Source organism: Xenorhabdus cabanillasii (assembly GCF_003386665.1).
GTDB lineage: Bacteria > Pseudomonadota > Gammaproteobacteria > Enterobacterales > Enterobacteriaceae > Xenorhabdus > Xenorhabdus cabanillasii.
Window position 1 is genome coordinate 2,861,621 of sequence record NZ_QTUB01000001.1, and the last position, 24,006, is coordinate 2,885,626.

Annotated in this window: 21 protein-coding genes, 2 pseudogenes and 1 riboswitch; of the genes and pseudogenes, 12 read left to right on the top strand and 11 right to left on the bottom strand. The window is 43.6% G+C overall.

All coding sequences use genetic code 11. The features are described from left to right. Positions 1–242: 242 nt before the first annotated feature. Positions 243–743, bottom strand: a complete 501-nt coding sequence (locus BDD26_RS20260; protein ID WP_244922738.1) for a hypothetical protein — start codon at positions 741–743, stop codon at positions 243–245. Between BDD26_RS20260 and BDD26_RS13380 the strand changes: the two genes are divergently transcribed. Beyond that, complete coding sequence (locus BDD26_RS13380) at positions 708–6,713, top strand: TcdA/TcdB pore-forming domain-containing protein (protein WP_244922739.1); 6,006 nt, start codon at positions 708–710, stop codon at positions 6,711–6,713. The two genes, BDD26_RS20260 and BDD26_RS13380, sit on opposite strands and share 36 nt — an antisense overlap. Before the next feature lie 354 nt (positions 6,714–7,067). On the opposite strand, the gene BDD26_RS13385 is transcribed toward BDD26_RS13380, so the two are convergent. Continuing rightward, positions 7,068–7,637, bottom strand: coding sequence for a GNAT family N-acetyltransferase (locus tag BDD26_RS13385; RefSeq protein ID WP_115826800.1), 570 nt, complete (start codon positions 7,635–7,637; stop codon positions 7,068–7,070). Positions 7,638–7,796: 159 nt separating this feature from the next. Between BDD26_RS13385 and rlmA the strand changes: the two genes are divergently transcribed. Beyond that, positions 7,797–8,612 carry a 23S rRNA (guanine(745)-N(1))-methyltransferase gene (gene rlmA / locus BDD26_RS13390; protein ID WP_115826801.1) on the top strand — a complete coding sequence of 272 codons (816 nt, stop codon included), beginning with the start codon at positions 7,797–7,799 and terminating at the stop codon, positions 8,610–8,612. A gap of 129 nt (positions 8,613–8,741) precedes the next feature. Here the strand turns inward: rlmA and mntP are convergent, their stop codons facing one another. From mntP to pabB, 8 genes are all read right to left on the bottom strand, one after another. Beyond that, positions 8,742–9,326: a manganese efflux pump MntP gene (gene mntP, locus BDD26_RS13395; protein ID WP_115827563.1), complete on the bottom strand. Its 585-nt coding sequence runs from the start codon at positions 9,324–9,326 to the stop codon at positions 8,742–8,744. A gap of 6 nt (positions 9,327–9,332) precedes the next feature. Beyond that, positions 9,333–9,507, bottom strand: a riboswitch (yybP-ykoY riboswitch). A 152-nt stretch (positions 9,508–9,659) separates the two neighbouring features. Further along, complete coding sequence (locus BDD26_RS13405; protein ID WP_115826803.1) at positions 9,660–10,118, bottom strand: DUF986 family protein; 459 nt, start codon at positions 10,116–10,118, stop codon at positions 9,660–9,662. Between the two features lie 96 nt (positions 10,119–10,214). Next, positions 10,215–11,072: a PTS mannose transporter subunit IID gene (locus BDD26_RS13410; RefSeq protein WP_038264911.1), complete on the bottom strand. Its 858-nt coding sequence runs from the start codon at positions 11,070–11,072 to the stop codon at positions 10,215–10,217. A 13-nt stretch (positions 11,073–11,085) separates the two neighbouring features. Beyond that, positions 11,086–11,883, bottom strand: coding sequence for a PTS mannose/fructose/sorbose transporter subunit IIC (locus BDD26_RS13415; protein ID WP_038264918.1), 798 nt, complete (start codon positions 11,881–11,883; stop codon positions 11,086–11,088). 84 nt (positions 11,884–11,967) lie between these two features. Continuing rightward, positions 11,968–12,933, bottom strand: a complete 966-nt coding sequence (gene manX / locus BDD26_RS13420) for a PTS mannose transporter subunit IIAB (RefSeq protein WP_115826804.1) — start codon at positions 12,931–12,933, stop codon at positions 11,968–11,970. Between the two features lie 600 nt (positions 12,934–13,533). Next, entirely contained in the window at positions 13,534–14,898 is a 1,365-nt protein-coding gene (locus BDD26_RS13425; protein ID WP_115826805.1) for an L-serine ammonia-lyase, read from the bottom strand. Positions 14,899–15,071: 173 nt separating this feature from the next. Then, positions 15,072–15,641 carry a CoA pyrophosphatase gene (locus BDD26_RS13430; protein ID WP_038264925.1) on the bottom strand — a complete coding sequence of 190 codons (570 nt, stop codon included), beginning with the start codon at positions 15,639–15,641 and terminating at the stop codon, positions 15,072–15,074. Next, positions 15,638–17,008, bottom strand: coding sequence for an aminodeoxychorismate synthase component 1 (pabB, locus tag BDD26_RS13435; protein ID WP_115826806.1), 1,371 nt, complete (start codon positions 17,006–17,008; stop codon positions 15,638–15,640). The genes BDD26_RS13430 and pabB overlap by 4 nt, the downstream gene beginning before the upstream one ends. A 165-nt stretch (positions 17,009–17,173) precedes the next feature. Here pabB and BDD26_RS13440 point away from each other — a divergent pair, with 165 nt between their 5' ends. From BDD26_RS13440 to pip, 4 genes and pseudogenes are all read left to right on the top strand, one after another. After that, on the top strand, positions 17,174–17,356 hold the full coding sequence (locus BDD26_RS13440) for a YoaH family protein (RefSeq protein ID WP_038264931.1): 183 nt from the start codon (positions 17,174–17,176) through the stop codon (positions 17,354–17,356). Between the two features lie 101 nt (positions 17,357–17,457). Next, positions 17,458–17,706, top strand: coding sequence for a YebF family protein (locus tag BDD26_RS13445; RefSeq protein ID WP_280524520.1), 249 nt, complete (start codon positions 17,458–17,460; stop codon positions 17,704–17,706). A 19-nt stretch (positions 17,707–17,725) separates the two neighbouring features. Continuing rightward, complete coding sequence (locus BDD26_RS20525; protein ID WP_280524521.1) at positions 17,726–17,830, top strand: YebF family protein; 105 nt, start codon at positions 17,726–17,728, stop codon at positions 17,828–17,830. Positions 17,831–17,908: 78 nt separating this feature from the next. Beyond that, a pseudogene (gene pip / locus BDD26_RS13450) lies at positions 17,909–18,863 on the top strand (prolyl aminopeptidase). A gap of 46 nt (positions 18,864–18,909) precedes the next feature. On the opposite strand, the gene BDD26_RS13455 reads toward pip, so the two are convergent. Then, complete coding sequence (locus BDD26_RS13455; RefSeq protein ID WP_038264940.1) at positions 18,910–19,143, bottom strand: DNA polymerase III subunit theta; 234 nt, start codon at positions 19,141–19,143, stop codon at positions 18,910–18,912. Between the two features lie 327 nt (positions 19,144–19,470). On the opposite strand from BDD26_RS13455, the pseudogene ftnA reads away from it, so the two are divergent. The 6 genes and pseudogenes from ftnA (at position 19,471) to proQ (ending at position 23,992) form a co-directional block, all read left to right on the top strand. Continuing rightward, positions 19,471–19,976 (top strand): annotated as a pseudogene (ftnA, locus tag BDD26_RS13460) (non-heme ferritin). Between the two features lie 219 nt (positions 19,977–20,195). Further along, on the top strand, positions 20,196–20,582 hold the full coding sequence (yobA, locus tag BDD26_RS13465; RefSeq protein ID WP_115826807.1) for a CopC domain-containing protein YobA: 387 nt from the start codon (positions 20,196–20,198) through the stop codon (positions 20,580–20,582). 180 nt (positions 20,583–20,762) lie between these two features. Next, positions 20,763–21,542 carry a copper homeostasis membrane protein CopD gene (gene copD, locus BDD26_RS13470; protein ID WP_342353468.1) on the top strand — a complete coding sequence of 260 codons (780 nt, stop codon included), beginning with the start codon at positions 20,763–20,765 and terminating at the stop codon, positions 21,540–21,542. Between the two features lie 145 nt (positions 21,543–21,687). Next, positions 21,688–22,059 carry a YebY family protein gene (locus BDD26_RS13475; RefSeq protein ID WP_038264953.1) on the top strand — a complete coding sequence of 124 codons (372 nt, stop codon included), beginning with the start codon at positions 21,688–21,690 and terminating at the stop codon, positions 22,057–22,059. A 626-nt stretch (positions 22,060–22,685) separates the two neighbouring features. Beyond that, a complete protein-coding gene (locus BDD26_RS13480) occupies positions 22,686–23,183 on the top strand; it encodes a GAF domain-containing protein (protein ID WP_115826808.1) in 498 nt (165 codons plus the stop codon). Positions 23,184–23,278: 95 nt separating this feature from the next. Beyond that, positions 23,279–23,992: an RNA chaperone ProQ gene (proQ, locus tag BDD26_RS13485; RefSeq protein WP_115826809.1), complete on the top strand. Its 714-nt coding sequence runs from the start codon at positions 23,279–23,281 to the stop codon at positions 23,990–23,992. Positions 23,993–24,006: the final 14 nt, after the last annotated feature.

Sequence of the window (24,006 nt, forward strand, 5' to 3'; positions counted from 1 at the left end):
TTTCACTGCTGATGATGGAGGAGCGCCCTGGCTACATCCGCATGAACGTTGCGTTGGTCAATGCCAGCACTGATGGTCGTTTCAAGGACTTCTTCCTGGAGAACGGCAAGCTGGTCGTACCAACTGACGGGGTACTCAACTTTTCCTTCGGTACTGCGGCCCGTTCCCTGGCCTGGCAGCAACAATACCGGCTAAAGAACGAGCCACCTTCCTTCCGTTCGCCGACCTATGCACCGATTCGCTCAGTGCTGGTCAAAACCGGGTTCGTCGAGCAGTACTTCGCCAACCATCTGGTGTCGGAACACTCCTTGCGAGAAGGCTTCAAGGCGCAGTTGCTCGGTAACGGTCACAAGCTGCTGTTGACCAACGTTGATCGCAAGGTTCCGAACCAGATTGGGATCCAGGTCTCCGGCCAGGCGCCGAATACCACCATCACCCGCGTAGTCCCACTGGCTAGCGCCTTGAGCGAGCTGATCAATCAAAACGCGGATATCACCAGCTTCCAGACTATCGGCGTTGAAGGGTTTCGCCAGAACAATTATCACCCGGATCGTGACGGTTTGTTTGTCAATATCCATGAACTTGAACGCTCTGTCGGTTTTACCGAGCGCCAGTATCTGTTGGAAATGCCTGAGAACTACGGCTACCGTTCCGCGACACCTTTTGTGATGATGACTGTCGAGGGTGACAAGGTCAGCAGCAGTCACTTGAGCAAGACGCAGATCGACGGGCTGTATAGACACAACGACGCCTTTTTCGAGACACTGGGAAAACTGCGTAACGGTGATATCAAGTATAGTAAATTTAAAGAAAGCCCCGAATACGCTAGATTTGAGCAACAGCTGACGCGTTTGCTCGAACGTAACCACATCACCCCCGCAGGAGTGTTAATGCCAGAGTACCCCCGTGACAGCATGCGCGATATCAAGGGCAACAACCTGAACAAGGTACTGTGGGAACGGGCCTTCGCCGAGACGGTCTGGCAGAGCCACGATAACGACTCGCTGTTGTTCGGTCTGGCGACAAACTTGGCAAGAGATTATGATGTGAACAAGATCCTGCAAGGTGGCTATGTGCAGAGTGACATTGCCCAGGCCAAATTGCTACTGGCACCGCTGTACGAGCAATGGCGTGAGCAGGCTATCGACGCGGAAACCGAACGGGTCGCCAGTGAAAACGCGGCGCAGCATCCAAACAACCCGAGAGTATATGTCTTCGATCAGGTTGCGGTGGAGCGGTCACTGGACAGCAAGCTGTTCACCTTGTTATTGCGCGGCCCGGAGGGCCTGGAGATTAACGATGTGCAATTGTACCAGACAGCCGAGGCGCTGCTGTCGGGCAATGAGGGCCGGAGCTTGCGCAAGCAGGCGTTGTTCCATGCCCTGCGCCCGATAGCGGATAGCTTTTCCAAGGCAGCGGTGCCGGTTAATCCCCATGCTGAGCTGGTGCCGCAAAGCGGTGAGAATAAGGTCATAATCAATAACCGACTGAATCAGCCAGACCCGTATCTTATCCTCAATACCCACCCGGAGCTGGCATATGCCGATGGCTCGTACCGGATCAAGGAAGATAAATATCGCAGTTACAACCAGTTCCGTCCCGACCCTGAAAATGAAGCTACGCGCTACATGAATGACCTGGATACCCCGTTTGTGGGCGGGATTTCCGGGACCACCCAAACCGTCAGTAACGTCTTGCCGGAATTATTCGGTCACACGTTGAGCGTCAAGCAGTACTGGCAGTTTCAGATGGCCAATGCGGCCTTCATGATCCGTAACGGCTATCACTCGTTCTTTGAAACCTTCTATGTCGCTGCGCGTTACGAACCGGAGGGCGCGGGCAGTATCGGCAAGGACATGTTACAGATGTTCGACCAGTACCGCGATGCAGGCAGAGAGAAGGCGTTACAGGGTGAACTGTATGACGGGGTGATGGAGCGAGTCTTGCCGATCATCAATCAGGGCTTGCCAGAGGCTGAAAAGTTCCATTCACCGCGTTTTACTCGCTTTGGTCCAATGCCTGCGCTGCTGGATAAGAAGGAACCAGCAGGCATTGCTCCGTTCGATGAAAAACCTGTCAGTGACTGGGAAAAGCCTGTGGTTGAGGCTTACCATGAGGAGAGAAAGTCCCGCTTTGATGGTCAGCTGATTATTCAGCTTGAAAACGACCCGATAGTCATGGAGGCAGCGGCAAAATTGGCAGGAAAACACCCTGATTCGGTGCTGGTGCAGCTGGATGCACAGGGTCAATACCGGGTGGTTCATGGTGACCTGACTATTCTGGAGGATAAAGAAAAAATCCGCTGGCAGCTGGTTGGTCATAGCCGCGATGGTGAGACTAAGCTTAGTCACCAGACGCTGGCCAAACGCACTCCGGAAGCCCTGGCGTCACAACTCAGCCAGTTCTGCACAGACTCCGGCGTTAAAACGCCCCCTGAACATATCAGTATGGTGAGCTGTTCACTGGCTGGTGAAGGCCAGCAGGAAAGCTATGCGCTAAAGTTTGCTCAGTCGCTTGACCAGCGTATTCGTCCGTATTCTGTTAAGGCTTATGCCACGCCAGTTACAGTCAGCCCTGACGGACGGAAACAACCCACGGAAGACGGTAATAAAGCCACGTTTGTTTTTAATCAGAAGCATGAGGTATGGACAGTAGAAGTAACGCCAGCTAAATCAGTCCCTTCAGGGGGGATGGTTAACCCACCACTGGGAAACAAAACGGCTCCGGTTTCAGACAATGTGCAGATTGACATCCGGTTGCTGGCGATGCTTAACCGTGCAGAGGATTTTCAGCAGGCCACGGAGCAGCTGTACAGTAAAAACGCACTGTCCGCAGAAGAATGGCTGCCAGTACTGGGTAGCTTCAGGGAAGATAAGTCCCAGCCAGGAAGTTATTCTTTACAGTTTATTAATACAGCACGCTCTGAGCTTCCGCCCCGGACATTCACGACGGATGACCGGCGTATTATCGATTTTATCCATTCTTATGATAACGATCTCAAGGTTGTCAGAAAAAACTACGAGTATACTGAAGGGAAGCACACCCGGCGCACAGGTATCCCCGAAGCAGAAGCTGTGCACGGGCTGAATTCCGCCTTTATCATTAAGACGCTGATCCCCTGGTTTGCCGATAGAAACCGCACCACCGTAGCGAATGATAAGGTGCACAATACGATGCCCAATACGTTAGAGACCGCACTGCGAGTGCACACTTATGTTAACCTGACTCAGATGGCTCATGGTGCGCTGGAGGACAGTGCGAAACTCGTCAGTTTGTACAAGGCGGTGGCCAGTGAAGGCCGGGGAGTGACCAGCAGCCTGTTTTCATCGCTGTCCCATATCAGCACAGGTGTCGGGGCGGGGTTAAATATCACCAGTGTGGTACTGGACAGCATAGAACTGGCGCATGCGCAGAATGAATCCCAGAAGGCTGTTTATGGTACTCAGCTGGCGTTTGACAGTGCTGGTCTGGTGACAACTGGCGTGGGTATTGGTGCCAGTGCCCTCGGTGCCCCCATTATTGCAGGTTCTGCCTCCTCGCTAGCGGTGCCACTGGCGGGTTTAGGGATTGGTTTTACAGCCCTGGCCGAGGCGTTCGGCAGGGTAGCCGATGATGTAAAGGCAGTAGGCAATTATTTTGCCGATCTGGACGCCGCTTATCAGCAGGGGGGATACCGGCAGACGGAAAAAGAGGCAGCAGATGGCAGCCGTTATACGGTGATGGAGCCAATCCCCGGCGCAGTGATCCGTCAGCTCGATTTGCGCCACGGTAATCTGACTTTTGACAGCCAGTATCTCTATCGTAACGACCCAACTTACTCAGTAGGCTCAGGCCGGAGTAATTACTTTTTCTGGTGGCCCGGCCGGGCGGCTAATACTGATAAAAAGCAGGCAATTAATATCCGTGAAGGTATCGGTTACAAACAGGCGCAGGTCAGCTTCAGCTTCCATCCCAGAAGCAGCGACATACTGATCCTGCCCGTTACCATGAAGTCCTATATTAATTACGAATATATGATCCTGCCCTTCGTCACTACCCGCAACGACCGGGGATTTGACGTTCTGCGACGACTGGAAGAAGACGGACGATTCGACTTTGATTTTTATGCTTTTCCCTCTGAGCGCGTGGTACGCCGTATAACGCCGGAGTTTGTTAAGACGCCGGTTGACGTCATTCTGAACGATGAAGACCGGGATATTGTCATCCCGCCGTTGCCGAAGGATGTTCACGGTCGCTTGTCCTATCAGCTGACCGGCGGGAAGGGCAAATACCGTATCAGCTTGCAGGAGGGTGCCTCTCTGTCCTTACAGGGAAATAATTCCGATACTCACTGGATACTGGATGCCCGTCATATCGGCTCTGATGTTAACCCCAGTCTCAGCAAAAAAGATAACCAACTACTGCTCGGCAGTATAAAGATAACCCTGCCTGAAGCGTCGGATAATATTTCCCTGATAAATAATGCAGGGGTATTTTCTGTTCAGCAGAACAAAGAGCATCAGTGGCAGATAACAGAGATCGAAACAAATGCTGAGCGGTTTAACAGCCTGCAAGGGTTGCATGATCATCTCAGGCGGTTAAGCAATTCTGAGCATCACAACAGGCCATATATAGTGGTGGAACACTACCGGCACTCGCCGCAAAGCCGTCCAGTCGGCCGTGCATTCTATGAGACCGGTCGCGATCGTATGATTTACACCAACGTCCCTGACGCAGCAGATTTTCTCAACTATGCAGAGCTGGCGAAAGTTGACGGTAATAAGGCATGGCTTTACCGGGATGCCACGCTCTGGCAAGTGGACATTGTCAGTGGCGAAGTTCTGCGGCAGTACCTGCCGATAAAGTTTCCGGGAAGTGATCAGGAAAAAATCAGCAGCCACGTGATGCAAAGCAATGACCAGCTCTGGTTCGTGGTGGAACAGCAGCGGGATGAAAGTCGTATCTCGTATACGTATCAGGTGGCAGAGGAAGCACTGAAACTGGTGGCAGTTGACGGGAATACGGCCATACTGGCGGGCCTGGATAAAGTCAGTGAAAAAATCTCGCTGCCTGTCCCCCTTGGTTCCAGTGACGGTGAGTTTAATGGCCTGCTGGCACCACTGGCGGCGAGTCAGTGGTTCAGCGGCGATCTCTGCGCGCCGGAACGTCAGGTTAAAGGCAGTCCGGCGGAAGTGATCAGCTTTTCTGGGCGAGTAGCGGGTGTGGACAGACATTACTGGTTACAGACTGATGGAAGACAGCTGCAAAATGTGGTCAGAATGAACCGGATAAATCCGGATCAGGAGGATGCCGGTATTTTGGATAAGCTGAAAAAGAAAAATCCGGCTCTGGATCTGCTGGCCCTGACGGCAGATTTCACCCTTGTTTTCACCACAGCCGGTGATAAACCGGGTTATTATTTTTACAGCCATCAGAGACATAGTCTTTATTTTCAGCAGGATAGTGGTCTGTCCGGCACCCCGGCCAGCAAGGTGGCGGTTGATGATATCAGATCCGTATCCATAGCGAACAACCAGTTGGTTGTACTTTCCAGCAGTGGAGTGCTGTGGCGGGCAGATGATCAGGGCAGTATCCGTCTGATCGGGGTGACGGCAGACTGGTTGCTGCAACCTCACCAGAAGGGCCTGACAGCCGCACTGAGTCAGCTGGTGCGGGATACTCCAGATCAGTTAAGCACCCTGCTGCTGTTGGGGTTGCAGGACAGAGACGGAAAACCCGTCAGTGCCTGGTATGACAGTAAGGAAGAGCTGGTGGTGCAGGGCAGAGTTGGTCTCAATACAGAACACACTCTGGCCTATCTTGGTTTAGCGAAAGCGGAAAATGGCAGGCAGGCATGGATTTTTGACACCGACAACCATCAGTTATATCGCCAGCCACTGTCGGCGGAAACTGACCTTAAGGTGAGTGAAAAGCGGGTGCTCTCTGGGGAACCTGCCGCAGCGGAACTCTGGCACCAGGCCAGCTATCGATACCGCAGTGCGGTTCGTCAGGGCAATACACTCCGGCTGGAAACCCTGGACGGCGCGGTCTTGCTGCTGTCAGCCGACGCCAAGATGACAGACCGCCCGGTGCTGATTGCCTGGCATGTGCAGGGGCAACCAGACAGTGAAATTACCTCAGCCATTGTGGAGCTCAAGCGCAAGAATGAGGCTGAATTATCGCAAGCCGTTAGACTGTTTTCTGAGCATGGTTATCCTGCGTGGTATCTGCCGAAGGAAGGGAAAACGCTTCGTTCCAGCACACTTAATCCGGATCATGTTCTGCATTACCTGGGGCAGGTCGCCGGGCAGGAGGCCAGTTATGTCCATGACCAGATTACCGGAGATTTGTGGCAAGTCAGCGAAGAAAAGTCCACCCTGGTGGGGAATTACCGTTTTGTTAACCGAACGCCGGAGAGGCTGGTATTGCAGGTAGGTCAGGTTTCTCCGGATGGAACAATCCTGCTGCCACAACTGGCGGGCACCGATCGGCTGGCCATCACCGGACGTTCAGAAAAACCGTATTACTGGCTTTCCCCCGCCGAAGCGCTGACTCACTATCGGCATATCACGATAGATGATCGGGGTCAGGGTTCAGTCATCCGGTTTTCTGATACCGCCGGCATAGCCAACCTGTCACTATGGCTCAGTGGCCAAGATATCGTGCTGTTTCATCAGGCATCAGACACCAGTATAGGCATTGTCAGTATTGACAGGCGGCTAAGCGCCATATGAGGCTTGAAAGCACCGACGCTGAAGATGAAGATAATTCACTTACTGGAAAAATGGCCAAACTGACGGCATTAAACCCTGATGTCAGCCGTTTCGTCTACCGCAGTATGCGATAGAACTGAAGTTGATGAAAAAGGCTTCAGGGCGTAGTGTTAAGTAACTGGTCAATCTCATTGGCCAGTTGCACAAATCTTAAGAAGGGAACTTAAAAGTGCCTGAGACACAATAAAAGTTTTTATCAAATTAAGCAGAGCTGAGATACCGTCTCAGTCATTAAACTGCAAGCGGTATTTCTGCGTTAAATCACACTAATACAGTTAAATAATATATCCAGTTTCCTCAGTAAAGGGAGCAGAGTTAGCTGCTCTCACTGAGGTGTGATCTCTGTCGGTTACACCAATCTTCTCTGGTTAATTCCCATATTTCACAATCGTATTTACCCGATACGTATTCTTTTCTCTCTGTTTTAATTACCTTCATTCCTTCAGCTAATGAAATCTTTCTTGAGTTGTCATTAACTTTGGCTTTGGTTACTCTGAGTACAGTTTGCCCTAATTCGTTAAACCAATAACTCGTAACTCTTTCACATGCTTCACGCATTAACCCATTTCCTTGATATTCAAGAGAAAGCCAAAAACCGCGATTGCTATCATGTTTTTTGTATAACCCAATGAGACCGATCAGTTCATCAGGACGGGTTTTAATTCTGAGCGACCAGATATAGGCTTTTTGATCTTGTATTGCTGGCATGGCAATGTTATTGACAAAATCTTCACCGCCATTATCAGGATATGGCCAGGGTACGGCGTTACTGTCTAAATATTTTACGATGTCCCAGTGAGGAAATTTTTGTTGAATTTGAGAAGCATCATCATAAGCCAATTTCTTTAACAAAAGGCGTTTAGTTTCCAGATCTTTAAATGACATATCTTTATCCGCACAATCAAATGTTAATTTATGGTGAAGGATATAATGGGTTTTAGATGGTTAGCAGTCAATTTGATATCACCCCGGTTTTATAAAAACATGCTAAACGAAACATGGTATAGTAGGTTTTTGTTCTGTCTTTTATCCCATCGGAATGTTATGTCTTATCAATGCCCGTTATGTCATTTGCCACTGCTGTTTTCTTATCACCAATGGCGCTGTGAAAAGAATCATCAGTTTGATTGTGCAAAAGAAGGTTATGTTAACTTGCTACCAGTTCAGCATAAACGTTCAAAAGAACCGGGTGATAGTGCTGAGATGATGCAGGCGAGAAGGGCGTTTTTACAAGCAGGTTATTATCAGACACTACAACAAAAAGTCATTGAATTATTTGATCGTTTTTTACCTGAACAGGCTGAGGCATTGCTGGATATTGGTTGCGGAGAAGGTTATTACACTGCATCGGTACAAAAGGCGTTGAACCTTAAACAGCGTATTACAGTGTATGGCTTGGATGTGGCGAAAATCGCCGTTCGTTATGGTGCTAAACGTTACCCGGATGTCAGCTTTTGTGTGGCATCCAGCCATCGATTGCCGTTTGCGGATAGCTCCCTTGATGGGATTTTGCGAATTTATGCTCCCTGCAAAGCAGCGGAATTATCCAGAGTAGTAAAATCAGAAGGAGTTGTCCTGACTGTTACACCTGGCCCGCGTCATTTATATCAATTGAAAGAATTAATTTATCAGGAAGTTCATCTGCATCCTGAGAATACTGAACAACTGGGAGGTTTCGAATTGATTTCGGCGGAAACTCTGGCGTATGAAATGCAATTGGATGGTGAGCAATCCTGTAATTTATTACAGATGACGCCGTTTGCCTGGCGGACCTCTGAAGAGATCAAAAACAATTTGATTGCTAAGCAGTCATTTAATTGTGAAGTTGATTTTATGTTGAAAGTTTACCGTCGTATTTAATTTGTTGGACATTTTCTTACTCCTCGCGTCGCGAGGAGTTCTCAGATTTTATTATGGAAAGATATTTATAAAACTGGAGCCGGAATAGATATCTGGAAAATATCTATTCCGCGGAGAATATTAATATTATCAGGCATACATAAATAATTTTAGATGCTCAAATAATATATTGAAACCAATAGCAATTAATACCAGTCCACCAATAAGTTCTGCACGATTACCTAATAATGGCCCGATATAGCGTCCGATTAACATTCCCAGAGTAGCCATAATCATTGTCACCATTCCGATCGCCATTGCAGTATGTAATATATTTACCTGTAAGAAGGCGAGACCAACACCAATTGCCATCGCATCCAGACTGGTTGCAATGGCAGTAAATATTAATGTTAATGAACTATAACAACGGGGGGTAGTGGATTTAACCGCGGTTTCCGGCTCACGTTTGAAACTTTCGACAATCATCCGACAACCAAGGATAAACAATAATGAGAATGCTACCCAATGATCCCATTCCATAATATATTGGCTGGCATAAAGCCCCAGAGACCAGCCGATTAAAGGAGTACAGGCTTCAATCAAACCAAAAATAAGACCAGTGCGGATTGCTTCACGCAGATGTGGGCGATGGAGAGCTGCTCCTTTACTTACGGTAGCAGCGAAGGCATCCATAGATAGCGCTAATGCGAGAGTAAGAGTCGTATAGAGATTCATTAAAATAACCTCGGTTGGGTGATTCCACATACACATAAATCACCCCCAACCAATGGTGACGTTATGTGTCTATGGTCTTGCCAACCGATTTGGCATTCGTACCACGTTTTATGCAAACGAGTATGTTGATACGAATTTTCCAGAAGTCTTCTGGAACAGGCTACTCCCCAATGACTGGTGTGGACAATATCATAATTGGCATAAAAGGCAAAAATATTTTACTATATATGTCAAATAAGGAATTGATAATAGTTATCATTAACTTCTTGGGTGGAAAATAAGGCTGATATAATGTTGCAGCCTTATTCAAGATTAATATGAACCAGGGAAGGATTATTTGTTATTTAGCAGAAATTGATAAATTTTTTCTAAGTCATCTGGTTTTGTTACGGCAATATATATTTTATTTGACTCAAAATCTATCATTAAAATACCATCTTCAGACAAGTTCATTGCCTTAATCTGATCATAATTAAAGAATCGGTTGGAATAATAAAAGCCTTTTTCTTTAAATATGAGTTTAGGTGAACGAATATAACCAAGATATATTGTCACTAAGATGACAAAAGATAATAGATAAGTCGTTAGTGGAGAACCTTGCGCTATCACGTTATTGTAAATAATGATAGTAATTAAGACGATAAATATTAAAGCATCAATTCGATGTTTTCTTTTTAATTTTATGTTTAACAGAGTCTTGCCTTTGAGATAGTTGATGATAATTTCATCATACACAGCAAAAGCGAGCATTAATACAATTGAAATCATCAATACGATGTCATTCAGGCTCATTGTTACCTCTGATTTTCTAACTCATAGCTCTTGTTTTTATAAATGGGGGAGGAAATTTCCTCCCCATATTTTTAATAAATCAACTTTCTAACAAAACTATTTAACTAAGCCCAGAAAACCGAAATGATAACCGATGATGCCGATTACGAAGAACCCAACAATGATCCATAGAGGGTTTACTTTTTTCCGTAATAGCCACATGCAGCCAAAGGTCAGCAATAGCGGGGCTATACCGGGTAGCAACTGGTCAAGAATAGTTTGGACCGTTGTTACCTTCACCACTCCTGTGACGGGATCAGGTACTTTGGAAATAACAAATGGAATATTGACTTTCGTCCAGCTATTAACCAAAGCTCCCATCACGAATAGCCCCAGGATTGACGCTCCTTCTGTCATCTTTTGCAGGAAACCGCCACCCATATCTTTAACGATATCCATTCCTTTTTTATAGCCATAGGCAACACCGTAGTAGCGGGTCAATAAACGCACCAGGTTGAACAAAAAGAAAAACAGAATAGGGCCAAGCAAGCTGCCACTCATAGCAATTCCTGCTCCAAGTGCTGCAAAAACAGGACGGACAGTTCCCCAGAAAATAGGGTCACCTACACCTGCCAAGGGTCCCATTAAACCAACTTTAATACCGTTGATTGCACCATCATCAATATTAGCTCCGTTGGCCCGTTGTTCTTCCATCGCCATTGTAACGCCCAGAATAGGAGCAGCGACATAAGGATGCGTATTGAAAAACTCAAGATGGCGTTTGATAGCCAGTTTGCGTTCTTCGGTATTTTCGGGATAGAGACGACGAATGGCAGGGACCATTGAGAAACAGAAACCCAATGCCTGCATACGTTCGAAGTTCCATGAACCCTGTAATAAATTAGAGCGTAGGAAGACACCACGGATATCGCTTTGTGTCAGTTTTTTCTGCCCCATGTTTGCTGTATCTGACATATTGTTTATCCTCTTAATCTAATTCGTTATCAAGGTTATTTGGGGTATTGCCAGCCGGAGCAGTGGCTTGTGATTGGTTGTATTTAGGGCTGAGTTGGATATACAGGATGGCCAGAACAGCGCCAACGACACCGAGTATAACGAGATTCTGGACATATACAGCGGCCACAAAACCGAGATAAAAGAATGGCATCAGGTAGCCGGCACGCATCATGTTAATCACCATTGCATAACCAACAACGACGATCATACCGCCAGCAATATTGAGGCCAGTGGTGACAACTTCTGGAATAGCGTTCAGCATGCTCTGAACTTCAGAGGTTCCGACAGACAATGCAACAACCAGTGCAGGCAAAGCAATACGCATTGCTTGCAGTATTAAAGCAGTAATGTGAATGATAGTGATAGTGCGTAGGTTGCCATTTTCAGCAGCCTTATCCGCTGCGTGTTGGAAACCGACAGTCATAGTACGGACGATAATGGTAAGAACCTGACCCGCAGCAGCCAGTGGAATCGCCAGCGCGATACCTGCGCCAACATCTTGCCTGCCGGCGATAACCAGAATGGTTGAAATGATGGATGCCAGAGCTGCATCAGGAGCAACCGCTGCACCGATGTTCATCCAGCCCAGGGCGATCATTTCCAGTGTACCGCCGATGATAATGCCGGTTTTCATATCACCAAGCACTAAACCAATCAATGTACAAGCAACTAATGGACGGTGGAATTGAAATTCATCAAGAATGGAACCCATACCCGCAATACAGGCGACGATGAATATCAATAAAAGTTGAACAACGGTAATTTCCATTGTTTTCTCCTGTAACCAAATGTAATTTGGTAAGAATTTCGTTATTGAGTAATGGTTAATAAAAAAATATCTGTTTTTGTTTTTTTAAGCTTTTTTGAGCAAATCCATCATATTTAAGCGTGCATCGCTGGCAACTTTGCGTGCCTCAAGCTCGATACCGCGAGAATTCAGCTTTTCGAAAGCGTTAATATCTGTTGCATCAACAGAGATAGCATTGTTGATTTGGGTTTTACCTTGTTTGAAAGCCATGCCGCCAATATTAACAGATTCCAGTGCAACACCGCCTTCTACAATACGTAGTACATCAGTAGGGTTGGTGAACAACAGCATAACGCGCTCACCGGCATATTTAGGGTTATTGTAAACACGGATATACTTGGCAATATCGACCACATGTGCACTGACACCGGGAGGTGCAACCTGCTTTAATAACGTAGAGCGTACAGTATCTTGTGCTACTTCATCACTGACTACAATGATACGTTTAACGTTAGTCTCTTTTGTCCAGCGAGTTGCAACCTGACCATGAATAAGACGATCGTCAATGCGAGCAAGGGCAATTTTCATGTGACCACCAGCAACAGGTGCAGTAGTCTGGGAAGTCATGGGAGTTGCAGGTTGGGTTGGTTCAGGTTTATCAGCTTCTTTGGCTGGCTCTGTTTTAAGGGCTCGAATACCTTCTTTCCCTGTTTCCAATGCAACGGAAACCAGTTCTTCCATTGATGGATCATCATCACGGCACATAAAGGCTTCAACCAGCATTGGTATGTTTACGCCAGTGATGATTTCGTAGTTTTCTTTGTCCATTACGATACGGTTCGCCGCATTAAATGGACTGCCGCCCCAAGTATCGACAAAAAATAAGACCCCCTGTGTTGTATCAAGTAACTCCAGCTTCTTATTGTATTTTTCGAATAACGTATCGGCATTTTCACCGGGCACAAAGTCAATATAAGAAACGTTTTCTTGTTCCCCAATCAACATCTCTGTGGTGTGAAGCAGTTGCTCAGCCGCAGCCCCGTGTGTGCCAATCATAATGGCTATACTCACTTGTTTTCCCCTTTTTGTAACAATTGAACTCGGATTTATTGCAAGCTCATACTCAATATTTCCAATATGTTGCACTATACCCGCTGCTTTCAAGATGCAGATTTGAAATCCATAGGGTATATCGATTAATAATGATGACAGCTATTAACGAATATGATAGTTACAAACATCGTGTTTTATCGAGGATCCATCTCAAGTATTTCATTTCTCATGGTTTATATTTCGTTACATAAGAAAATATATCATTAGATTATCATTGGAAGCATTTAAGAAAATTGCTATCAGTCAGAAAATTCAAGATGGACTATTTTGAGAGGTTAAAATAAGATTTTTATTCTACTCATCATAAATTAGTAACTTATTTTCCTTTAAATTTTTGTTTTTATGATTTTTGAAACTATTTCCGGTAGCATTTTATTAATTTTTAGATAAAAAATTTTGATACCTTAGACTGGAAAGAAGAAAAAATGTACTTAATTGATCCGTTTCAGCCAAAAAAAATCCCTACTGTATAGCGGGGATTTTTTCAGATAAGTAAGATTTTACCTAAAATAGGTGACAGTTTAACTTATGAACATATTAATTAAGTTGCAGGTTTGATTAGTCACACTGTACTTTTATTGCCAAACCACCACGTGATGTTTCACGGTATTTCGCGTTCATGTCCTTACCCGTTTCGTACATGGTTTCAATAACTTTATCAAGTGAAACCCGTGGTTCGCTGGTGCGGCGCAATGCCATACGAGCGGCATTGATCGCTTTAACTGAAGCAATGGCATTACGTTCAATACATGGAACCTGTACCTGTCCGGCAACAGGGTCACAAGTCAAACCAAGGTTATGCTCCATGCCTATTTCGGCTGCGATGCAAACTTGTTCAGGACTTGCTCCAAGTAATTCTGCGAGACCTGCCGCTGCCATTGAACAGGCAACTCCCACCTCTCCCTGACAGCCGACTTCGGCTCCAGAAATGGAAGCATTCATCTTATACAGAATGCCGATTGCACCTGATGCCAGGAAGTAGCGCGTGTACAGCTCAGGAGTAACAGGCTCGATACAATGGTTGTAATAAGCCAGTACTGCCGGCACGATCCCGCATGCACCATTGGTTGGTGCGGTCACAACACGCCCACCAGCGGCATTTTCTTCATTGACTGCCAAAGCGAACATGTTGACTAAATCAACGACATTCATTGGGTCATTAGACAGTTTATTTGATGATGTCAGCATACGGTGCAGAGCGGCTGCACGACGAGGTACACGCAGAGGGCCAGGTAAAACGCCTTCTGTATTCAAACCTCGTTCAATACAGGCCTGCATGGTGTCCCATACATCTGCAAAGTATTCAGCAATTTCTTCTTTGCTATGCAAATCCAGCTCATTTTTCATCATCAAGCCAGAAATAGATAACCCTGTTTTGCTGCAATTCATCAGCAGATCAGCAGCAGAGCTGAATGGGTAAGACACAGGTTTGGTATCCTGAGATGGCTTACCGAAATGTTCTTCATCAATAATAAAACCACCACCGATGGAGTAGTAAGTTTTGCTGTAAACTTTTTTGTCACCTGCAATTGCATGAATCTGCATACCATTTTCATGCAATGAAAGGTTATCGCTACGGAAATTCATACCTCCGTCACGAGGAAAATCGACTTCATGTAAACCATTTGCCAGCGGCAAACGTTGAGTTTGCTCAACATCACGAATAAAACCAGGGATTGAATCAATATCAACAGTAGCGGGCATATTACCGGCCAACCCCATGATAATGGCGATATCCGTATGATGACCTTTCCCGGTTAATGAAAGTGAGCCGTATACGTCAACAGCTACACGCGTGATAGAGGACATCAGCCCCTGGTTTACAAGATCATCGACAAATTGTTTTCCTGCTTTCATAGGGCCAACAGTATGAGAGCTGGATGGGCCGATACCCACCTTAAACATGTCGAAAACGCTAATCACGCCAGACTCCTTAGAGAAGAAAGATATATAGTATATTTATAATTAAAGCGCGTTACTTTACTGTTATTTAGTGGTGTTGATAAAGGAGTTTACAGTTTTTTTTTAATTATAATAGCTATTGATATGATTTTGGATAATAAATAAACAGATTTATAACGCCTCGTAAGCCGTTCCTAGAGTGATTTTTGAACTTGCTGTGCCAGTTGGTAAATAATGGCAGCGGTTAATCCCCAAATCATCTGCTCACGATACCAGTAAAAATAGATCCGATGTTGTCGATTTCGCAGCTTAACATCCAAATATTGATAGCAAGGAAGAGAGAGTGCATCAAAAAGTGGAATTTCAAAAACTCTGTCTACTTCTGTTGGATTGATCTGAAAAGAAAAGGGAGGCGAAACCAACCCGACGACAGGTGTAACACGATACCCGCCACTACTGTCCAATGGGGCGAGTTGCCCCAGAATTTGTACCTGATGATGTGGAATGTTGACTTCTTCTTCTGCTTCACGCAAAGCTGTAGCGATCAATGAATGATCTTCTGGATCAGCTGCACCACCGGGAAAAGCAACTTGCCCTGCGTGTGAACGTAAACTTTTAGCTCGTTGAGTCAATAAAAGCGTTGGTTCTGGCTTACAAGTAATTGGCAATAATACAGCGGCATTCCGTTGATTATTGCTTAGATACTTTGGTTGTACAGGAAGTTGCAATTGAAACCGATGAATAAAATCAGAAAGAGATGTCATGATAGTTGGAGTTCCCTTAATTTAGGTAAGATATGTCCAAGTTTATCGAATGTTTCCTGATACTCTTTTTCCGCAATACTATCTGCAACGATACCGCCACCAGCCCAGCAGTATATTTTTCCTTTTTCTGTCAGCAGAGTACGTATAGTGATATTGCTGTCCATTGTACCGCAGAAACTAATATAGCCAATAGCTCCACAATATCCGTGTCTGCGATGTGGTTCTAATTCTTCGATAATTTCCATAGCCCGAATTTTTGGGGCACCAGTAATGGAACCACCGGGAAAACAAGCGCGTAGTAAATCGGTCGCGTGATATTTATCTGGCAGTGTGGCGGTAATGGTACTGACGAGATGATGTACTGCCGGGAAAGGTTCAACGACAAATAATTCCGGAACTTTGACGGATCCTGGTATTGCAACACGTCCGATATCATTTCTCAGGAGATCAACGATCATCAGATTCTCAGCACGGTCTTTTCGGGAATTGGATAATTTCTCAGCTTGCAATTGATCTTTTTCCGGATCTTGATCACGTGGTAGTGTCCCTTTGATTGGTCTGGTCTGGATTTGCTTATCTTCCAGCAATAAAAATCGTTCAGGTGAAACACTAATGATGCAATTTTCGGGCAAGCGGATAAAAACTGAAAAAGGAGCACGGTTACATTCATTCAGTTGCTCGAATGCCTGCCATTCATCACCTTGGTAGTCAGCATGAAAACGTTGGGCCAGATTGACTTGATAGCAATCTCCATCACGCAGATAACGGTGGATTTGGGCGATTTTTTCATGATATTGCTGTTCACTCATATTAGATTGCCATGAATTGGTGAGCGCAAAATCGGTTTCTTGATTTTTTTTGTGTGATTTTAGCCATGCCAGACGGTTATCAATATCGTGATAGCTGAGTAAAGTCGCTTTTTGCTGATGATGGTCAATAATAAGACACCAATCGTAGATCCCAATCGCCATATCTGGAAAATTCAGTTCATTAATGGCCGTAGCGGGTAATTTTTCAGTTCGTCGTCCGAGATCATATCCCCATATTCCCAGAGCTCCTCCTTGAAATGGTAAGTCGGGATCAAATTGTGCGGTAAGATTACAGGCATGAAGATGTTTTTTCAGCAATAGAAAGGGATCATCTTGCGAATAAGAAACTGCATCACGACTTTTGATTTCTGTCGATTCCCCTTGTGTTACAAGAGTCACAAGGGGTTCAGCCACAAGAATGTCAAAACGATTATGTGGATGTTGGGCTGCACCTGAATGTAACAACATTGCCCAGGGAGAGGCAGAGAGCGGAGCGAAATAATAGGTAGCAAGACTGGGAGAATAAGGTAGCTGACGTTTTTGTAATGTAATCTTCATGGCGGAACCCGTATTGGCTGGGCAATTAAAAATAACTGATTAATGCGCGGAGAGTACCATAGAATGGTATACTTGTTCACTGGTTGTCACACTGCAACTTAAAATTGATTGAGTATATAATCACAGCTTGTCGCTAATTATTGTCGTATATTTGAGGTTAAAGCTATGTTTTCAGGTATGCCAGCATTGTCCCATGAAGAACAGCAAGTCGCAGTAGAAAGGATCCATCAACTTATTTCTGAAGGGATGGGAAGTGGAGAAGCCATTGCCATTGTTGCTCAGGATCTGCGGGAAAAGTATCAGGACAAAGAGCAGATCCATGTTTTATTTGAGGATGATGTAAAATAGCAGCAACGCATTTTTAACAAAACTCACATAATTACTTTCTATTACATGTTAATTTAACCGAACATTTAATCCATATGATTTGGATGGTAATAGGAGGTAATATGAAGACAAACCAATTTATTCATCGTACTGGGTTATTGAGTGTAACTGTTGCGTTTTTCCTTTCGTTTGCTGCGTCAGCCGCTGAACATGATCATGTGGCTAAATTTGTTTCCTGTAAAAACTTGACTAAAGATCAAATCGCAGCGCAAGTTAAGCAAGATTTTTTACAAAATCGTCTTAATCATTGGGGTAAAGACAGGCAACAACTGGGTACAGGAAAAACCCGTTGCGTGGGTAAATGTCAATGATATTACTGGTGATGAAGATGTGTTACAGATTCCGCTTATTGTCCGGGGTTCCAAAAAAGACAAAAGTTACAATGCCACAATTGATTGCCAAAAAGAGACTATCAGTTATCGTGAAGTTAAATAAACAAATTGTCATGACAGCTTCAAATATATTCGGGATACTGGAAATGTATCCCGTTTTATTTATGAGTGAGGGTTCTTTATGACGGAATTACGAAAACTTTATCCAGCTTATGACGCATATGAAACCGGATATCTGGATACTGGGGACGGGCACCAAATTTACTGGGAGCTTTGCGGTAATCCTGAAGGTAAACCTGCGGTATTTATCCACGGAGGGCCCGGAGGGGGAATAGCAAATTATCATCGGCAGTTATTCGATCCAGAGCATTATCATGTCATGTTATTTGATCAACGTGGCTGTGGTCGTTCCAGGCCTCATGCAAGTCTTGAAAATAATACAACATGGCACCTGATAGATGATATTGAACGTTTACGTAAGCGGATGGGAGTTGATAAGTGGCTGGTTTTTGGTGGTTCATGGGGGTCAACGTTATCTCTGGCTTATGCGCAAAAAACATCCGAATTCTGTATCAGAATTGGTATTAAGGGGAATATTTTTACTCCGGCCTCAAGAATTGCAATGGTACTATCAGGCAGGTGCTTCCCGGTTTTTTCCTGAAAAGTGGGAGCGTACACTTTCTATTCTTTCTGAAGAAGAACGTACTGATGTGATAAAGGCTTACAATAAACGTCTCACGAGTAATGATCCCGCAGTGCAGTTGGAAGCTGCCCGTTTATGGAGTACCTGGGAAGGGGAAACTGTTACACTATTACCTTCTGAGCATGCAGATTCATTTGCAGAAGAACAGTTTGCGTTGGCGTTTGCACGTATTGAAAACCATTATTTTATCAATAACGGTTTTATAGATGAGACACAGCAGTTATTAGATCATGTTGACGTTATCAGGCATATTCCAGCAGTCATCATTCATGGGCGTTATGATATGGCATGCCAGTTACAGAATGCCTGGGATCTGGCGAAATCGTGGCCAGAGGCAGAGTTTCATATTGTAGAAGGTGCAGGTCATTCCTTTGATGAGCCGGGAATTCTGCATCAGTTAATTGAAGCAACTGATAAATTTATTGGAAAATAGGTGTGGTAACCACTCGCTTATGCGGTGGTTACTTTTTTATTCATATTTAACGGTTCTTAGGTTCATAAGGTAAGCGAGACAAATATCTCGATTGTTGGCGATAGTGGTTCAATCGTTGCTGAAAATATTCTCGCAGGTGTTGTGGTTGGGCTTGCTCAACAGTGTCGGGAATGACAGGCATATTATAGCGCTCTTTAAATGCAACCCCTGATGCCGCCAGATCAACATTGACCTTATCCATCTCATCTTTAGATAACTTGGCTAAGTTATGCTCTACCATTTCCTCTCCAAAAGTACTATGTAACCTCAGACGATAAAATTAATTGAGTCTTCTTTATTTGGCAAGTCATTATTTGCATAAAAAAACACCTCTTAAATATTAATAATATCAATTCTCATTTTTATTAAATATTAATTCTTTGATTAAATATTTAATTAAATAAAACTGATTCTTATTTTCTCATATTTAATGAGATTTATTCTTGCGATAAAATAAAAATAATTCTTTAAATATCAATGCATTATTTTTTTAAAATTTATCTTTGTTTTATTGATTTTTAATGGGCATAATATGCAGCAATTAATAAAATATTAGGAGGATGGGCTAATGTTAAAACAAGAAATGATTACGAAATTAAATGAGCAATTAAATCTGGAGTTTTATTCTGCCAATTTGTACCTGCAAATGAGTGCATGGTGTAGTGATAAAGGTTACGAAGGTGCGGCAGCATTTCTGAAAAACCCATTCACGAGAAGAAATGCAACATATGCAGCGTTTATTTGATTATCTGGGCGATACAGGAGCAATGCCTGTACTGGGTGCTATTCAGGCTCCACCTGTTGAATTTAATTCTATTTCTGATGTGTTCAATCAAACCTATGAACACGAAAAAACTGATCACAGAAAAGATCAACAAACTGGCTCACTTAGCAGTGACAACCCAGGATTACTCTACTTTTAACTTCTTACAGTGGTATGTGGCTGAACAACACGAAGAAGAAAAATTATTCAAATCTATCTTAGATAAACTGGATATGGTGGGTGAGAGTGGTAAGTCTTTATTTTTACTGGATAAAGATTTGAAAGGATTATCCGTTCCAGCTCATGCTTAAGAAAGCACTAAAATAAATTAATCTGCATTATTTTTACCGTATTTCCTGTTTTTGCTTATTTTTAAGCAGGAATTACGGTTTTTTTGTTTTATCTCCTGTTTTTGTTTTTTGCGCAGTGCTTCACAGGTCAGGACTTTCACCACAGATTAAATTTATCGTTTGTTATAAAATCCCCTTTAAGCATAAAAATTCATCGGTATATTAAAGGGTTATTCTATCATGTCTATTTTTAACATCCGTTCATTCTGGAGTAATCTGTCTGCTTTGGTTGTTCTGTTTGTCGGTATGTCCTGTCAACAGGCTTTAGCTCATGCTCACTTGAAAGATCAAACTCCGGCAGAAAATACAACGGTGGAAGCTGCACCACAAGCTATAACCTTGAGTTTCTCAGAGCGTATTGAACTTGGATTTAGCAAAGTAAAATTAATTGGCCCAGAAAAAAAAGAGATTAAAACAGGTAAGTTAGCACTTGATCCTGCGACTAAAACGCAACTAATCCTGCCCGTAGAGGATAAACTGGCAGCAGGGGAATATCGTGTTGACTGGAGTGTTCTTTCTGTTGACGGTCATAAGACGAAGGGTGTTTATAACTTTACTGTAAGATAATGATTTCACTTGAGGCGTTATACATACTCTGCCGTTTCTTGCATTTTGTGGTAGTTATGCTGATGTTTGGGTTCAGCTTGTTTACTACCATACTTGCTTCAGGCCATTTTTTAGTTTTAATTAAAAAAACGGTTGGGAGTCGGTCTGGCAATTAGCACGGTATTGGCTTTTGTCACCTCAATGATCTGGTTTATTGTACAGACAGGGTTGATGGGAGATGGCTGGCACGACGTTTATCAATTTGAAATATGGCAGGCAGTGTTAACAACTGCTTTTGGTAAAGTATGGCAATGGCAATTGTTGGTTGCTGCCCTTGCTGTTGGGGGAATATTCTTTTTACGTACTAATGTTGGTGACTCTAAGACAAAGAATTTTTTATTATTAGGCTGCTCTGTCATTTTGCTTTCAAGCCATGCTTTCATTGGTCATGCCGCTATGTATGAAAGGGAGCTTGGCTTGCTGCTTCAGGTAAATCAGATTGTTCATTTGCTTAGTGCAGGCTATTGGTTCGGAGGGCTATGGCCTTTTTTGTTATGCCTGCAATTTTCGCGGCTAAAAGATATTTCCAAACCAAACTCAGCTTTTCACCAGATAGATAGCTATAGTATGGAGAATAGTCTGTGTGATGAAAGTGTAGCTGCGATGAGGCGATTTTCTAACTACGGGCATATAGCCGTTTTTTTGGTGATCGTCACAGGAAGCGTAAGCAGTACCATTTTAATTCCTGGTTGGCTGACTTTTGATGCCCCTGCTTCCGAATATCAATCAATGCTATGGCTGAAAATCATACTTGTTACAGCTATGGTTCTTTTGGCCTTAATCAATCGTTATATTCTGGTGCCCAAATTAAAGCAGAAAGGACGTTATGAATTACTAATGGTGAACAGTTGGTTGGAAATCATTCTGGGAACTGTTGCTCTATTGTGTGTTGCTATCTTTGCGACAGAGCCTCCTGTGTGATCCTTGAATAGTTGGTGTGAGCTTGGATATACCTCTATGGTTTTTTAAGTTGTGACCAATAAAGCTGCTACTTGTAAAACGATGGGTATATAAACAAGAAAAAGGGCGGTAGAATTCAGCTTGTATGTTTATCAGGGGGATGATGATGAAACGAGTATTTTGGTTTTTATCTTTTTTATTTTTTTCTTTCCAGGGGATTGCTGCTCCAATACAAACCATCAGTAAATTACAGTTCGGGAAACAATGGGCTTTTACTCGTGAAGAGGTTATGCTTGATTGCCGTTCAGGAAGTGCGTTGTTTGTGATCAATCCCAGTACGCTTATGCAATATCCACTCAATGATCGCGCAGTAGAAATGATGAAAAATAATCAAGTTATTGCAACCCCACTAAGTACAATACTCTTAGATGATCCTGAACATCGCAATCGAAAAATGAGTATTGAGCCATTTCAGAAAGCGGCTATGTTGCTATGCAATGATCAAACAAGTAATGGTAAATCAAGCGATGAAAAATAACCGTAATTTTTACTGCTGATATGTATGTTAATTAACGAGCTAAATAATTAACAAAATTTGGTAATTTACCGTGTGTCAACTACTCTTTAAGAGGTAGGTTGTTCTACGTCTCAATGGCATTTTAGCGCACGGCTCTTTAAACAGAGCCATTTTCCCTAGGCTGAGTAGAGGAGTAAGCTCGGCCTTTTTTTATTATGTTTACTATGAGAACTGAATAATTTTACTCTTTTTTCGCAAAATTATCTCTTTTTCTGAACTTGTATAATCTATTCAATATACCTCATGGATTTCAAGCTTTAGTGTGGCGGTAGATAAATACCTAAATAGCAAGTGGCTGATTACTCGTTTTTGACGAAGTGTTTGATAATAATATGAGCAAGGGCACGATTTTGGCTGCAAATTAGGTGATTTTCTAATATAAGCTGTGATAACTAACTGAATTTCATAAGTGAATACTGGTAAAATATTAAAAGAAAATTTTAATTCTGAGATTCAGACGGTATTCTGGAACAGCGATATAAGGATAGTAGAAGATTTACCAGAATGGTTTGATGTTCTTGGGAAAACTTAAGTTGTTGTTTTCTTATTATTAAATTGTTATTTTCCTGGCTCTTGTGTAGGTGTGTATGGACAAACGTGAATTCTATCAGGAACTATCAGATAGCTTAGTAGCTCTGTTATCAGGCGAATATAACTTGATCGCATCTCTTGCAAATACAAGTTCATTGTTATATGCCCGTTTGGGCAATGTTAATTGGGTTGGCTTTTACTTGGTAGATGGTGATACCCTAGTTTTAGGGCCATTCCAAGGTAAAATTGCTTGTGTTCGTATTCCTATAGGGAAAGGTGTATGTGGAACCGCTGTAGCAAAGAATTGTGTCCAGCGTATTTCCGATGTACATGCTTTTCCCGGTCATATAGCTTGTGATGCTGCCAGTAATGCTGAAATTGTCCTTCCTTTGGAAATTAATGGGCAAATTATTGGCGTTCTGGATATTGATAGCACGGTTTTTGATCGGTTTGACGAACATGATGAATATGGCTTAACAGTGCTTGTTAGCAGGCTTTGTGAGCATTTGGAGCAATGTGTTGTGCCAAATTATCTGCAACAGAATGTAACTTAACCTATGTATGGCGTGGCATTTATCAGCAACACTATTATAATGTCGCCTGTTCATGCCTGCGCTGGTTGGCAAAACCGTTGTAATCAGGAAATTTCATGGAAAATCAACCTAAGTTGAACAGTAGTAAAGAAATCATTGCTTTTTTGGCTGAACGATTCCCGCTTTGTTTTGCCGCAGAAGGCGAAGCACGTCCTTTAAAAATCGGGATCTTTCAGGATATCGTTGAACGTATTCAGGGCGAAGAGTGTTTAAGTAAAACACAGCTCCGTTCTGCTCTGCGCTTGTATACTTCCAGTTGGCGCTACCTTTATGGAGTTAAAGAAGGAGCCCAACGTATTGACCTTGATGGTAATGCGTGTGGTGAGCTGGAAGTTGAACATATTGAACATGCGCGTCAGCAGTTAGCGGAAGCTAAAGCTCGGGTACAAGCTCAACGAGCTGAACAACGTGCCAAAAAACGTGAAACAGAAAACATATCTGACAAGAAAAGCGAACGTCCTGTGAATAAAAAGGCAACGCCTCGTCGTCGCCCATCAGCAGGTAAAAAGGATGAAAAGCGTCCATCACGTTCGCAAGATAGTCTGCAACAATCACGTAAGCCAGCAGATAAAATGGCCAAAAAAATTGCACAACCTGAATTAACCTCAGTAACAGATGTATCCTCTCTGAAAGTCGGTCAGACAATCAAAGTGAATGTAGGAAAAAGCCTCATGGATGCTTCTGTGCTGGAAATTGCAAAAGATGGTGTAAGAGTGCAATTACCTACTGGTTTGGCAATGATTGTACGCGCAGAACACTTAAAGTTCTGATACGGAGGCCAACT

Bases quoted from the DNA above. Each gene is read 5' to 3' on its own strand.
- BDD26_RS13385 (WP_115826800.1), bottom strand. From the start codon at position 7,637: ATGTCATTTAAAGATCTGGAAACTAAACGCCTTTTGTTAAAGAAATTG.
- rlmA (WP_115826801.1), top strand. From the start codon at position 7,797: ATGTCTTATCAATGCCCGTTATGTCATTTGCCACTGCTGTTTTCTTAT.
- mntP (WP_115827563.1), bottom strand. From the start codon at position 9,326: ATGAATCTCTATACGACTCTTACTCTCGCATTAGCGCTATCTATGGAT.
- BDD26_RS13405 (WP_115826803.1), bottom strand. From the start codon at position 10,118: ATGAGCCTGAATGACATCGTATTGATGATTTCAATTGTATTAATGCTC.
- BDD26_RS13410 (WP_038264911.1), bottom strand. From the start codon at position 11,072: ATGTCAGATACAGCAAACATGGGGCAGAAAAAACTGACACAAAGCGAT.
- BDD26_RS13415 (WP_038264918.1), bottom strand. From the start codon at position 11,883: ATGGAAATTACCGTTGTTCAACTTTTATTGATATTCATCGTCGCCTGT.
- BDD26_RS13430 (WP_038264925.1), bottom strand. From the start codon at position 15,641: ATGACATCTCTTTCTGATTTTATTCATCGGTTTCAATTGCAACTTCCT.
- pabB (WP_115826806.1), bottom strand. From the start codon at position 17,008: ATGAAGATTACATTACAAAAACGTCAGCTACCTTATTCTCCCAGTCTT.
- BDD26_RS13440 (WP_038264931.1), top strand. From the start codon at position 17,174: ATGTTTTCAGGTATGCCAGCATTGTCCCATGAAGAACAGCAAGTCGCA.
- BDD26_RS13445 (WP_280524520.1), top strand. From the start codon at position 17,458: ATGAAGACAAACCAATTTATTCATCGTACTGGGTTATTGAGTGTAACT.
- BDD26_RS13455 (WP_038264940.1), bottom strand. From the start codon at position 19,143: ATGGTAGAGCATAACTTAGCCAAGTTATCTAAAGATGAGATGGATAAG.
- yobA (WP_115826807.1), top strand. From the start codon at position 20,196: ATGTCTATTTTTAACATCCGTTCATTCTGGAGTAATCTGTCTGCTTTG.
- copD (WP_342353468.1), top strand. From the start codon at position 20,763: ATGATCTGGTTTATTGTACAGACAGGGTTGATGGGAGATGGCTGGCAC.
- BDD26_RS13475 (WP_038264953.1), top strand. From the start codon at position 21,688: ATGAAACGAGTATTTTGGTTTTTATCTTTTTTATTTTTTTCTTTCCAG.
- BDD26_RS13480 (WP_115826808.1), top strand. From the start codon at position 22,686: ATGGACAAACGTGAATTCTATCAGGAACTATCAGATAGCTTAGTAGCT.
- proQ (WP_115826809.1), top strand. From the start codon at position 23,279: ATGGAAAATCAACCTAAGTTGAACAGTAGTAAAGAAATCATTGCTTTT.